Here is a 13,420-nt window from a genome sequence, read left to right as displayed (position 1 = left end):
CGTGACGGCTCAGGCGGCCGTCGCCCCCGCGTCCAGGCCGAGCTCGCCGAACACGCGCTCCAGGTCGGCCAGCTGGTAGGGCTTTTCCAGCACGTGCACGCCGTCGCCGAAGGCGGCCCTCACGTGGCCGACGGACTGGCCGCTGGTGACCACGATGGGCAGGTCAGGGGCCAGGCGGCGCAGGTCGGCGACCAGCTCCTCGCCGGGCCGGTCGGGCAGGCCGAGGTCGACCAGGGCGCAGGCCAGCTCGCCGACACGGTCCTGGGCCACCTCCAGCGCCTCGCCGGCCGTCCCGGCCTCCAGGGCCTCGGCGTCCAGCTCGTCGAGCAGGTCGACGGCCAGGATGCGGATCATCACCTCGTCGTCGACGACGAGGACCAGGGGGCGTTCGGTCATCGGCCCCCCTTGGCGCGGCGCCGGGGCGCGGCCTTGCGCGGCGCGCCCTCGGCCCGGGCCGGCGCTTCCAGCACCTCGCGCAGCTTGCGGGCGAGGTCGGCGCGCTCATAGGGCTTGTCGATCAGGGCGAACTCCATATCCGACAGCAACTCGATCTGGCCCACATAGCCGGAGGTCAGCAGCACCTTCATCTCCGGGTCGATCTCCCGGGCGGCGTAGGCCAACTGCACCCCGCTGGCGCCGCCGGGCATGACGACGTCAGAAAACACCAGGTCGAAGCGCTCGCCGCCCCGCATCAGTTCCAGGGCCGCCGGCGCATTCACGGCTGTGGCCACCTGGTAGCCGAGTCCCTGCAACAGGTCGACGGCCAGGGCCAGCACGTGCGCGTCGTCCTCGACCGCCAGCACGCGCTCGGTTCCTGTGGGCGCCTCCTCGGCCTCCGCGGCCGGGGCGCGCTCGGCCACGGGCGCGTCGGTGGCCGGCAGCAGCAGCTCGAAGGTGGTGCCGCGGCCCGGCGCGCTCTCCAGCTCGACGAAGCCGCCGGACTGGCTGACGAAGCCGTACAGCTGCGACAGGCCCAGGCCCGAGCCCTTGCCCACGTCCTTGGTGGTGAAGAACGGCTCGAACACCCGCTCCAGGATCTCGGGCGGCATGCCCGCGCCGGTGTCGCTGACCCGGATCCGGATCCAGGCGCCTTCGGCCCCCTCGCGGCGCAGCCGGCGCGCCTCGCCGGCGTCCAGCGTCTCCGTGGCGATGGCCAGCGTGCCGGCCCCGTCCATGGCGTCGCGGGCGTTGACCGCCAGGTTCAGCAGGGCGGTCTCCAGCTGGGCGGCGTCGACGTGGGCGCAGTGCGCGCCCTCCTCCAGGTCCAGCGTGAGATCGACCGCCTCGCCCATGGCCTGGCGCATCAGGGGCGCGAAACCGCGGATCAGCTCATTGACGTCCAGGTTGACCGGATTGAGGTGCTGGCGGCGCGAGAAGGCCAACAGCTGGCGGGTCAGGCTGCGGCCCCGCTCGGCGGCGTGGCGGATCGCCCCCAGCTGGCGCTGGCGCTTGGGGTCCGGCTCCTCGCGGCGGCCCAGCAGGTCGACATTGCCCAGCACCACGGTCAGCAGGTTGTTGAAGTCGTGCGCCACCCCGCCGGTCAGCTGGCCGACGGTCTCCATCTTGCGCGCCTGGGTCAGCTGCTCCTCGAGCGAGCGGCGATCGGTGACGTCCAGCATGACGCCGAAGATCTCGTGGCCGCCTTCCACGCCGGGGGCCAGCACGCCCTGGTCCTGCAGGACGCGATAGCTGCCGTCGGCGCACTGCCAGCGGTACTCGCATTCGTAGGCGCCCGCGCTCACGGCCGAGGCCAGCGCGTCGATCACCTTCTGCCGGTCGTCCGCATGCACGCGCGACAGGCCGAATTCCGGTTCGTCGACGAAGCGATGCGCGTCGAAGCCGGTGACGGCGCGCACGCCGTCGCTGACGAACACCGGCGCGAACGGCGGCTCGGGCAGGCGCGAATGGAAGATGATCGGCAGCGAGCTCAGGATGGTCTCCTGCCGCTCGCGGGCGCGGCGCAGGGCCCGCTCGGCCGAAGCCTTCTCGCTCTTCACCCGGTCGTGCTCGTCCAGCAACCACTGGCGGTAGTCGGACTGGCGCTTCACCTCCATGGTCTTCAGGTGCAGGTCGACCAGCACCTGCACCTTGGAGCGCAGGATAAACGGGTCGACCGGCTTGAACACCACGTCCACCGCCCCGGCGGAGTAGGCCTGGAACACGTGGGCCTCGTCGCGGAAGATCGCGGTCAGGAACACGATCGGGATGGCGCTGGAGCTCCGGCGCGAGCGGATCAGGGCGGCGGTCTCGTAGCCGTCCATGCCGGGCATGTGCAGGTCCAGCAGGATGACCGCGAAGTCCTCGTGGAGCAGGCGGCGCAGCGCCTCCTCGCCGGACCGGGCCACGACCAGCTCGTGGCCCAGGCTCTCCAGCGCCTGGACGGCGGCGAAGGCGTTCCGCTCGTCGTCGTCGACGATCAGGATGCGCCCGCGCAGCGGGGCGTCCATGGCCGGCGGGGGCGTCGGCGCGGCGCGGCGGCGACCGCGCTTGGCGGGAAGGACTTCTGGACTCACGTCACCTCGCAGGGACCGCGGCCGGCATATCGGCGCCGGCCAGCTTCTGGGCGTCGGCGCGGCGGATGGCGACGCGCAGGACCGAGATCAGCTGGTCGATGTCGACAGGCTTGGAGACGTAGTCGGAAGCTCCGGCCTGGATGCACTTCTGCCGGTCGCCCTTCATCGCCTTGGCCGTGACCGCGACGATGGGCAGGCTCGCGAAGCCGGGTCGGGCCCGGATCTCGCGAATGGTTTCGTAGCCGTCCATGTCAGGCATCATGATGTCGACCAGGACCACGTCGACCTGCGGCCGATCGCCCAGCAGTTCGAGGCCGGCGCGGCCGCTTTCGGCGTAGGACAACTCCACCCCGTACTCTTCCAACGCGCTGGCGAGGGAGAAGATGTTGCGAATGTCGTCGTCGATGACGATGATCTTGCGGCCCGCCAGCACGTCGTCGTCCTGGCGGGTCTGGGCGAGGCTGGCGCGCGCCGCCTCAGGCAGGCGCTCCAGCGGCGCGTGCAGGGACAGGCTGGCCTGCTCGATCAGCTGCTCGGGGGTGCGCGCCACCCGCACCTGGCCGGCGAACACCGCCAGGCGCAGCCGCCGCTCGTCCTCGGGCGTCGGCTCGTCGGGCGTGTAGACGACCACCGGACCGGCGTCGCTGCGGCGCAGCTGGTCGATCACCTCGGCGATCGACGCGGCGCCGGCGTCGACCACCACGCAATCGGGGCGCGCCTCGGCCGGGGCGGCGAGCAGCGCCTCCAGATCGTCGACGACCACGACCTCGGAGAAGGCCTCGCGCAGAATCTCGGCCGCCTCGGCGTCAGGCCCGACCAGGTGCACGCGGCGCTCGGTCCTGGCCGCCAGGTCGCGGACCCCCTGCAGGGTGGAGACCACCGCCTCGGGCGCGACCGGCTTGCTGGTGAAGCCGCAGGCGCCCAGCGCCAGGCCCAGGCCGCGCTGGTCCTCGGCCGAGATCACGTGCACCGGGATGTGCCGGGTCTCGGGGGTGCGCTTGAGCATGTCCAGCAGGGCCAGGCCGTCCATGTCCGGCAGGCCGACGTCGAGGATCACCGCATCGGGCGAGAACCGCCGCGCCAGGGCCGGCACCGCCGCGCCCTCGGCGGTGACCACGCCCTTGAAGCCGCAGTCACGCACCAGGGACAGCATGATCGCGGAGAAGCGCGGGTCGTCCTCGACGATCAGGATGACCGGATCGGCCGGCGCGATCGCGTCGCGGTCGTCCATGGTCGCCTGGGCCGGCTCGTCGCCGGTCGGCTCGGGCGCGGGCAGGGCGATGGGCCGCTGCGTCGCCCGCAGCGACGGCGTGGTCTGGACCGCGGGGCTGAAGTTCAGCGGCAGGAACAGGGTGAAGGTCGACCCCGCCCCCGGGGTCGAGGACACCTTCAGCTCGCCGCCCAGCAGGCGGGTGATCTCGCGGCTGATCGACAGGCCCAGGCCGGTGCCGCCGTACTTGCGGCTGGTGGTGCCGTCGGCCTGCTGGAAGGCCTCGAAGATGATCCGCTGCTTCTCCTCGGGAATGCCGATGCCGGTGTCCTCGACCGAGAAGGCCAGCACCTGGCCGGCGCGGTTCAGGTGGTCGTTGGCGACGCTCCAGCCGGCCGGCGCCCGTTCGACCTTGAGCCGCACGTGGCCGCTCTCGGTGAACTTGAAGGCGTTGGACAGCAGGTTCTTGATGATCTGCTGCAGGCGCTTGTCGTCGGTCAGCATGGAGCGCGGCAGGTCCGGCGCCAGCTCGACCGCGAAGGTCAGCTTCTTGTCGTTGGCCAGCTGGGCGAAGGTGCGGTCCATCTGGTCGCGCAGGTCGGCGAAGGACATCTCGCCGATGTCCAGCGTGACCGTGCCGGACTCGATCTTCGACAGGTCCAGGATGTCGTTGATCAGGCCCAGCAGGTCGGAACCGGCGGCGTAGATGTTGCGGGCGAACTCGACCTGCTTTTCGCTCAAATTGCCCTGGGTGTTGTCGCCCAGCAGCTTGGACAGGATCAGCAGCGAGTTGAGCGGCGTGCGCAGCTCGTGGCTCATATTGGCCAGGAACTCCGACTTGTACTTCGAGGTCAGGGCCAGCTGCTCGGCCTTCTCCTCCAGCGCCAGCTTGGCCTGGCCGACCTCGCGGTTCTTGGCCTCCACCTGCTGGTTCTGGGCGGACAAGAGCTGCGCCTTGTCCTCCAGCTCGGCGTTGGTCTGCTGCAGCTCGTCCTGCTTGGCGCGCAGCAGCTCCTCCGACTGACGCAGCGACGCGGCCTGCTGCTCCAGCCGGTCGTTGGTCTTGGTCAGCTCGCTCTGCTGGGCCTGCAGCTCGGCGGTCAGCAGCTGCGACTGCTTCAGCAGGCCTTCGGTGCGCATGTTGGCGGCGATGGTGTTGAGCACGATGCCGATGGATTCCATCAGCTGGTCGAGGAAGGCCTGCTGGGTCTCGTTGAACTGGCCGAAGGTGGCCAGCTCGATCACCGCCTGCACCTCGCCCTCGAACAGGGCCGGCAGCACGATGATGTTCAGCGGCGCGGCCTCGCCGAGGCCCGAGGAGATCTGCACGTACTCCTTGGGCACGTTGGTCAGAAGGATGCGCGACTTCTCGTAGGCGCACTGGCCGATCAGGCCCTCGCGCAGCTTGAACTGGGCGGCCAGGTGCTTGCGGTTGTTGAAGGCGTAGGCGGCCGCCAGGTTCAGCACCACCTGGCCGTCCTCGTCGCGGTCGCTGACGTAGAACACGCCGTGCTGGGCGTTGATCAGCGGGGCCAGCTCGGACAGCACCAGGTTCGACACCGTGGTCAGGTCGCGCTCGCCCTGCAGCATGCGGGTGAACCGGGCCAGGTTGGTCTTCAGCCAGTCCTGCTCGGTGTTCTTCAACGTCTGATCCTTCAGATTGCGGATCATCTCGTTGATGTTGTCCTTCAGGGCGTCCACCTCGCCCGACGCCTCCACGGTGATGGAGCGGGTCAGGTCGCCCTTGGTCACTGCGGTGGACACCTCGGCGATGGCGCGCACCTGGGTGGTCAGGTTGGCGGCCATGGCGTTCACGTTGTCGGTCAGGTCGCGCCACAGGCCGGCGGCGCCGGGCACGCGGGCCTGGCCGCCCAGCTTGCCCTCGATGCCCACCTCGCGGGCCACGTTGGTCACCTGGTCGGCGAAGGTGGCCAGGGTCTCGATCATGCCGTTGATGGTGTCGGCCAGCGAGGCGATCTCGCCCTTGGCGTCCAGGGTCAGCTTGCGCTTCAGGTCGCCCACGGCCACCGCGGTCACGACGTCGGCGATGCCGCGCACCTGACCGGTCAGGTTGGCGGCCATCATGTTCACGTTGTCGGTGAGGTCCTTCCAGGTGCCGGCCACGCCGGGCACCTGGGCCTGGCCGCCCAGCTTGCCCTCGGTGCCCACCTCGCGGGCCACGCGGGTCACTTCCGAGGAGAAGGCGTTCAGCTGGTCCACCATGGTGTTGATGGTCGACTTCAGCTCGAGGATCTCGCCCTTCACGTCCACGGTGATCTTCTTGGACAGGTCGCCCTTGGCCACCGCGGTGGTGACGTCGGCGATGTTTCGCACCTGACCCGTCAGGTTCGCGGCCATGAAGTTCACGTTGTCGGTCAGGTCCTTCCAGGTGCCGGCCACGCCCTTCACCTGGGCCTGGCCGCCCAGCTTGCCCTCGGTGCCCACCTCGCGGGCCACACGCGTCACTTCCGAGGAGAAGCCGTTCAGCTGGTCCACCATGGTGTTGATGGTGTTCTTCAGCTCCAGGATCTCGCCGCGCACGTCCACGGTGATCTTCTTGGACAGGTCGCCCATGGCCACCGCGGTGGTCACCTCGGCGATGTTACGCACCTGACCCGTCAGGTTCGCCGCCATGAAGTTCACGTTGTCGGTCAGGTCCTTCCAGGTGCCGCCGACGCCCTTCACCTGGGCCTGACCGCCCAGCTTGCCCTCGGTGCCCACCTCGCGGGCCACGCGCGTCACTTCCGAGGCGAAGCCGTTCAGCTGGTCCACCATGACGTTGATGGTGTTCTTCAGCTCCAGGATCTCGCCCTTCACGTCCACGGTGATCTTCTTGGACAGGTCGCCGTTGGCCACGGCGGTGGTCACCTCGGCGATGTTTCGCACCTGGCCGGTCAGGTTCGCGGCCATGAAGTTCACGTTGTCGGTCAGGTCCTTCCAGGTGCCGGCCACGCCCTTCACCTGGGCCTGGCCCCCCAGCTTGCCTTCCGTGCCCACCTCGCGGGCCACGCGCGTCACTTCCGAGGAGAACGAGTTGAGCTGGTCCACCATGGTGTTGATGGTGTCCTTCAGCTCCAGGATCTCGCCGCGCACGTCCACGGTGATCTTCTTGGACAAGTCGCCCATGGCCACCGCGGTGGTCACCTCGGCGATGTTGCGCACCTGACCGGTCAGGTTGGCGGCCATCAGGTTCACGTTGTCGGTCAGGTCCTTCCAGGTGCCGCCGACGCCCTTCACCTGGGCCTGGCCGCCCAGCTTGCCCTCGGTGCCCACTTCACGGGCCACACGGGTCACTTCCGAGGAGAAGGCGTTCAGCTGGTCCACCATGACGTTGATGGTGTTCTTCAGCTCGAGGATCTCGCCCTTCACGTCCACGGTGATCTTCTTGGACAAGTCGCCCATGGCCACCGCGGTGGTCACCTCGGCGATGTTGCGCACCTGACCCGTCAGGTTCGCCGCCATGAAGTTCACGTTGTCGGTCAGGTCCTTCCAGGCGCCGGTGACGCCCTCCACTCGGGCCTGACCGCCCAGCTTGCCCTCGGTGCCCACTTCGCGCGCCACGCGGGTCACTTCCGAGGAGAAGGCGTTGAGCTGGTCCACCATGACGTTGATGGTGTTCTTCAGCTCGAGGATCTCGCCCTTCACGTCCACGGTGATCTTCTTGGACAGGTCGCCCTTGGCCACCGCGGTGGTCACTTCGGCGATGTTGCGCACCTGGCCCGTCAGGTTCGCGGCCATGAAGTTCACGTTGTCGGTCAGGTCCTTCCAGGTGCCGGCGACGCCCTTCACCTGGGCCTGGCCGCCCAGCTTGCCCTCGGTGCCCACTTCACGCGCCACGCGGGTCACTTCGGAAGAAAAGGCGTTCAGCTGGTCCACCATCGTGTTGATGGTGTTCTTCAGCTCCAGCACCTCGCCCTTCACGTCCACGGTGATCTTGCGCGACAGGTCGCCGTTGGCCACGGCGGTGGTCACCTCGGCGATGTTACGCACCTGGCCGGTCAGGTTGGCGGCCATCAGGTTCACGTTGTCGGTGAGGTCCTTCCAGGTGCCGCCGACGCCCTTCACCTGGGCCTGGCCGCCCAGCTTGCCTTCGGTGCCCACTTCGCGGGCCACGCGGGTCACTTCCGAGGCGAAGGAGCCCAGCTGGCCCACCATGGTGTTCACCACCTTGCCGGTGCGCAGGAACTCGCCGCGCAGCGGGCGCTCCTCGTTCTCCAGGTCCATGGTCTGGGACAGGTCGCCCTTGGCCACCGCGCCGATCACCCGGGCCATTTCGGCGGTCGGGTGCACCATGTCGGTGATCAGGGTGTTGACCGCCTCGACGCTGGCGGCCCACGAGCCGGCCGCGCCGGGCAGCTTGGCCCGCTGGTTGATCTTGCCCTGCTTGCCGACCACGTCGCCGAGCCGCTCGAACTCCTTGGTCATCCGGTCGTTGAGCTCGACCACCTCGTTGAAGGCTTCGGCGATGTCGTCGTCGACGCCGTCGAGGTCGCGCGGCAGGCGGACGGAGAAGTCCCCCCGGCGGAAGGCGCGCAGGGCGGCGAGCAGCTGACGGCCGCTCAGACGGGATTCGGGGCTTTTGACGGCGGCGGCGGACATGATTTCCCCTCGGGAACACGTGCGGCCGGGCGCGCTCGGGGCGGTGCAGCTGGCAGTCGGGACGCACAACGGCCGGGCGCGCTCCCGATGGGAACGTCCGTCCGCTGCTGCTGCCGTCATGCTGACATGCGACGCCCAAATGTGCCCGACCAACAGCCGAAAACGCACCGTTTCGGCTCAGGTTCCCTCAGGTCAAAAATATTTCTTTCGGCCTTGACCACCCAGTCCTCGACCGTAGCGTTGCGCCCGATCGGGGATCAATTCGAGATCAAAAGGGACAACGGGGGACTTCCCACGGGGAAGCACAGATTTTGACCACCCTGGACCACGACATACTTGCGTTCATTAGAGCATCTATTCGGTCCGTCTGGGCGCTGGAACTTCTGCTGCTCCTGCGTGCGCGACCCGACCGCTCATGGTCTTCCGAAGACCTGATTTCGGAACTGAGGGCCAGCGCGCCGCTGGTGGGTGAGACCGTGACGGTTCTGTCCACCGCCGGCCTGATCCGCACGGACGCCGACGGACGCCACGCCTACGCGCCGGCGTCGCCCGCCATCGCCGCCCTCTGCGACCGCCTGGAGGCGCTCTACCGCGAGCGGCCGGTGCGGGTGGTCAACGCCATCGTCTCCTCGCCCAGCGACAAGCTGCAGAACTTCGCGGACGCGTTCCGCCTCAAGGGTGAACCCAAGTGACCGAGGTCGGCCCCGCCGTCGTCTACCTGCTCTGCCTGGCCACCAGCGTGGTCTGCGCGGCGCTGCTGGTCCGCTCCTACCTGCGCACCCGAACGCGGCTGCTGCTGTGGAGCGCGCTCTGTTTCGTGCTGCTGGCCCTCAACAACCTGTTCGTGGTCGCCGACATGATCCTGCTGCCCGAGGTCAACCTGACCCCCGCCCGTCAGTTCAGCGCGCTGGCCGCGGTCTGCGTGCTGCTCTACGGCCTCATCTGGGAGAGCGAGTGATGCAGCCCGCCGAAACGATCGGTTTCTTCGCCGGCCTGGTGACCATGGGCTACACCGCCGCGGGGGTGTTCTTTCTGCGCTTCTGGACGCGCACCCGTGACCGCTTCTTCCTGATCTTCGCCCTCGCCTTCTGGCTGATGGCGCTGACCAGCGGGCTGATCATCACCCTGCACGTGCCCCGGGAAGAGCAGAGCTGGATCTACCTGCTCCGGCTGGCCGCCTTCGTGCTGATCATCGGCGCCGTGCTCGGGAAAAACCTCGGCGGGAAACGCGCCCCGTAACAACTTCGGCTTGGCCGCCATCGCCGAACGCTGGTATGCGAAGCTGCACCGCCTCGGGAGCGCTTCGCCATGAAGATGGGCCTGTTCGGTTTCAACATGCTGGCCCTGGCCGCCCTCGTCGGACCGGCCCTGCTGATCTTCATGTCGGCCGACCAGACCCAGACCGTCGCGCCGACCACGCGCATGGTGTTCTTCAGCCTGCTGGGCGGCGGCTCGCTGGCCTGCCTGGGCGCCATGGCCCTGCTCAGCCGCAAGCGCGCGGCCGATCCGTTCCTGACCGTGACCCTGCTGCTGTTCGGCCTGCTGGGCCTGGCCGGCGCGATCGGGGCGCTGTTCGCCGTCACCGCCGTCCGCTGACAGGCCTGAATGACCGGCGCGGCCCGGGGGCGAACCCGGACCGCGCCTGATCCTGCTCACGCAGCCGCGCTGCGCGCCTGTTTCACAACCTCGTCGGCCAGCCGTCCGGTGAGCTCGGCCATGTGGTCGAACTCCGCCTCGAAGGCCCCGACCCCCTGGGTCGCCGAGCGCAGCTCGACGATCAGGTCCTGGCGCTCGGACTCCGGGAGGTAGACCTCGATCCGGTCCCAACCGGGCCAGCCCTCGCGATTGTCGAAGCCGAGGATCTGGCCGCGCCGGCCCGACACGATCGAGTTGATCCGCGAGGTGGCGGTGGACGGCGCGTAGATGGTGATCTTCTCCACCGGCTCCAGCAGGTAGGACGCGCCGCCGGCCAGGCCCTCGCTCATGGCGATGCGCCCGGCGGTGCGGAAGGCGATCTCCGAGGAGTCGACCGCATGGTAGGAGCCGTCGGTCAGCACCACGCCCACGTCCACCACCGGGAAGCCCAGCGGGCCCCGCTCCATGGCGTCGCGCACGCCGTCCTCGACCGCCGGGATCCACTGCTTGGGCACGACCCCGCCGCTGATCTTGTCGGAGAAGCTGAAGCCCTCGCCGCGCTCCATCGGCCGCAGCTCGATCATCACGTCGCCGAACTGGCCGTGACCGCCGGTCTGCTTCTTGTGCCGGCCGCGCTGGGCCAGCCCCTTGCGGATGGTCTCGCGGTAGGCGGTCTTGGGCCGGTGCGCGTCCACCGCCACGCCGAAGCGGCGCTTCAGCCGCTCGATCGCCGTGCGCAGGTGCACCTCGCCCTGGCCCAGCAGCAGGGTCTCCTGCGTCTCCGGATCCAGGCGATAGGTCAGGCCCGGATCCTCCTCGACCAGCTTGGCCAGGGCCCCGGACAGGCGCACGTCGTCCTTGCGGTCCTTGGTCGACACCGCCAGCGCGAACAGCGGCAGGCGGGTCTCGGCCGCCAGCTTCAGCCGGCGCGCCTTGCCGTCGGCCGACAGGATCTCGCCGGCGTGGGCGTTCTCCAGCTTGCCCAGCGCGACCAGCTCGCCCGGGCCGGCCTTGGCGATCTTCTTGGTGGCCGCGCCGAACACCGAGAACAGGCCGCCGACGCGCGCCTTCTCGCCGTCGGGCCGGGTCACTTCCGACCCGTCGGCCAGGTCCGACCCGAACACGCGGGCCAGGGCCAGCTTGCCGATCTGGCCGGCGTGGGCGGTCTTGAACACGTACGCGCACGGGCCCTCGGCGCCGAGCCGCTCTGCCGCCGCGCTCGCCTCGGGCATGTCGTGGCGCAGCGCCTTCAGCAGCCGGCGCACGCCGAAGCCGTTCAGGGCCGAACCCAGGAACACCGGGGTGATCAGGCCCTCCCGGGTCTCGCGGATCAGGTCGGCGAACACCGCGTCCTGGCTGGGCGTGACGTCCGAGAGCAGCTGCTCCATCAGTCCGTCGTCGTAGTCGGCCAGCTGCTCCAGCATGTGGAAGCGGGCCTCGGTCTCGCGCTCGATCAGGTCGGCGGGGATGTCGACCCGCTCCGACGTCGCGCCGGCGCCGTAGACGAAGGCCCGCTCCAGCGCCAGGTCGACGAACCCGGCCGCCTTCTCGTCCTTCCAGATCGGGATCTGGCGGGCGACCAGCGGCGTGGCGCTGACCGGCTGCAGCGCCGCCAGCAGGTCGCGCACGCGCCCGCGCGCCTGGTCGATCTTGTTGACGAACAGGGCCCGCGGCACGCCCCGGCGCTCCAGCTCTTTCAGGATCGGTTGCAGCAGGACGGCCTTTTCGGGCTCGGGATCGGCCACCACCAGGCACAGGTCGGCGCAGGCCAGGGCGTGGTCGGCGTCGGCGGCGAACTCCACCGAGCCCGGGCAGTCGATCACGCCGTAGCGGTCGCCCATGAACTCGAAGGCGGCCAGGTTCAGCTCGACCGACTGGCCGCGGTCGCGCGCCTCGGGGGCGGCGTCGCCGACGCTGGACTTGGCCTCCACGGAACCTTGCCGTTCGATCGCGCCGGCCGCGTGGAGGAGCGCCTCCAGCAGCGTGGTCTTGCCCGACCCCACCGGTCCGGCCAGCGCGACGACTCTCGCGCCGTGGGTTTTGGTCTCCGGCATTCGCGTTTCTCCCGTCGCTGTTTTGAGCGGCGGGCCGCGGTCCGCCGCGACACAATTCCTTCCTGGGTCAGCTCACGCGCGTTCCCGCCCTCAGGCTTCCACCCTCGGAAACAAGGACGCAAGCGTCGCTGACAGGGTCCTCCCGCTCGGGGCGGACCATGAAGTCCAGCAGATCGCGCCAGCAGGCCTCGGGCGAGAACGACCGGCGCGCACAGGCCAGCGCCGCTTCGCCCAGGCGCAGGCGCTTCCCCGGGTCGGCCAGCAGAGCCAGCACCGCCTCGGCGAAGGCGGCCGGCTCGGACTCCACCACGGCGGCGCTCGCCACCAGGGCTTCCACGCCCTGCACGGTGACCGGTGTCGCCACCATCGCCTTGCCGCGGCCCAGCGCCTCGATCAGCTTGATCTTCAGGCCCGACCCCACGGTCAGCGGCGAGATCACCACCGCGGCGCGGGCGTAGAGCGGCTCCAGGTCGTCGACCAGGCCCAGCAGGCGCACGCCCGCCGGCGGCGGCTCGCGCAGGCCGCGGGCGACGCTGCCGGCCACCTCCAGCGTCGCCTCGGGCCGCGCCGCGCGGATCAGCGGCCAGGCTTCGGCGAAGAACCAGCGCAGGCCGATGATGTTGGGCGCGGTGTTGCTGCCCACGAACAGCAGGGCGGATCCGTCGCCCGGCTGGGCCTGCGGGACCGGATCGACCGCCATGGGCGCCACGATCACCTCGGTGCGGCCGACCCGGCGGCGCACCGCCTCGGCCTCGTCGGGCTGGATGGCCACCACCGCGTCGGCCTGGCCGAGCAGGGCGAACTCCTCGGCCGCGGTGAGGCGGGCGACGGAATCGGTCGCGCCGTGGCGGGCGAAGGCGCCGCCGCGGCTGGAGAACAGGTCGTGCATGACCACGACGCCCGGCGCGTCGGGGGCCAGGGCGTAGGGGATCAGCGGGGCGAGAAAGGCGTAGTCGGCCAGCACGGCGTCGACCCGGCCGCGGACCGCGCGGGCCACGAACAGGGCGTCCTCGCGTCCGTTCGGCGCGGCCACCGCGTAGGGCGCGGCCTTGACCCAGCCGGCGCGCTTCAGACCGGCGCGGGCCAGCACCGCCTCGATCGCGGTCAGCAGGGCGCGCGGCGCGACTCGCAGATCGCGGGCGATCAGCCAGCGGCCCAGCCGCCAGGCGCCGCGCAGGCGATAGTCGGCGAACACGTCCGTCTCGGGCTTCAGGCGCATGGCCGGCCAGCGGCCGAAGGCGGCCGGCGAGGGGCCGACGAAGCGCACCCGCCAGCCGTCGCCGGTCAGGGCGCGGGCCAGCTGCAGCAGGTAGGCGCTCGAGCCGTTGGTCTCGCCCACGACCCGCTGGCGCGAGACGATCACCGCCTCGCGGCTCGCCGGGGCGTCGTCGGCGTCGCCGGCGGCGGGG

The 13,420-nt window shown here is 70.1% G+C and carries 9 protein-coding genes; 4 read left to right on the top strand and 5 right to left on the bottom strand.

Annotation, left to right across the window (positions count from 1 at the left end):
- Positions 1–9: 9 nt before the first annotated feature.
- Genes G3573_RS03300 through G3573_RS03290 form a run of 3 tightly spaced genes read right to left on the bottom strand, consistent with a single transcriptional unit; the run spans position 10 to position 8,322 of the window.
- Complete coding sequence (locus tag G3573_RS03300; RefSeq protein ID WP_163259425.1) at positions 10–396, bottom strand: response regulator; 387 nt, start codon at positions 394–396, stop codon at positions 10–12.
- Positions 393–2,513, bottom strand: coding sequence for a response regulator (locus G3573_RS03295; RefSeq protein ID WP_346427336.1), 2,121 nt, complete (start codon positions 2,511–2,513; stop codon positions 393–395). The genes G3573_RS03300 and G3573_RS03295 overlap by 4 nt, the downstream gene beginning before the upstream one ends.
- A 1-nt stretch (position 2,514) precedes the next feature.
- Positions 2,515–8,322 (bottom strand): HAMP domain-containing protein, encoded by a 5,808-nt coding sequence (locus tag G3573_RS03290; RefSeq protein ID WP_163259424.1) that lies wholly within the window; start codon positions 8,320–8,322, stop codon positions 2,515–2,517.
- 476 nt (positions 8,323–8,798) lie between these two features.
- Between G3573_RS03290 and G3573_RS03285 the strand changes: the two genes are divergently transcribed.
- The 4 genes from G3573_RS03285 to G3573_RS03270 all read left to right on the top strand — a co-directional run bounded on the left by G3573_RS03285 (position 8,799) and on the right by G3573_RS03270 (position 9,918).
- Positions 8,799–9,014 (top strand): hypothetical protein, encoded by a 216-nt coding sequence (locus G3573_RS03285; RefSeq protein WP_163259423.1) that lies wholly within the window; start codon positions 8,799–8,801, stop codon positions 9,012–9,014.
- Positions 9,011–9,280 carry a DUF5985 family protein gene (locus G3573_RS03280; protein WP_163259422.1) on the top strand — a complete coding sequence of 90 codons (270 nt, stop codon included), beginning with the start codon at positions 9,011–9,013 and terminating at the stop codon, positions 9,278–9,280. Before G3573_RS03285 ends, G3573_RS03280 begins: the two co-directional genes overlap by 4 nt.
- On the top strand, positions 9,280–9,561 hold the full coding sequence (locus G3573_RS03275) for a DUF5985 family protein (RefSeq protein WP_163259421.1): 282 nt from the start codon (positions 9,280–9,282) through the stop codon (positions 9,559–9,561). The genes G3573_RS03280 and G3573_RS03275 overlap by 1 nt, the downstream gene beginning before the upstream one ends.
- Before the next feature lie 69 nt (positions 9,562–9,630).
- Positions 9,631–9,918: a hypothetical protein gene (locus G3573_RS03270; RefSeq protein ID WP_163259420.1), complete on the top strand. Its 288-nt coding sequence runs from the start codon at positions 9,631–9,633 to the stop codon at positions 9,916–9,918.
- Between the two features lie 56 nt (positions 9,919–9,974).
- Here G3573_RS03270 and G3573_RS03265 read toward each other — a convergent pair whose 3' ends face one another.
- Together G3573_RS03265 and G3573_RS03260 are read right to left on the bottom strand one after the other, a co-directional pair.
- Positions 9,975–12,011: an elongation factor G gene (locus G3573_RS03265; RefSeq protein WP_163259419.1), complete on the bottom strand. Its 2,037-nt coding sequence runs from the start codon at positions 12,009–12,011 to the stop codon at positions 9,975–9,977.
- Positions 12,012–12,078: 67 nt separating this feature from the next.
- Positions 12,079–13,420 (bottom strand): glycosyltransferase (locus G3573_RS03260; RefSeq protein WP_163259418.1); only part of this gene is annotated, 1,342 nt, incomplete at its 5' end.

It is taken from the genome of Caulobacter sp. 17J65-9, assembly GCF_010975005.1.
Classification (GTDB): Bacteria; Pseudomonadota; Alphaproteobacteria; order Caulobacterales; family Caulobacteraceae; genus 17J80-11.
This window is presented reverse-complemented; position numbering and strand designations above follow the sequence as displayed.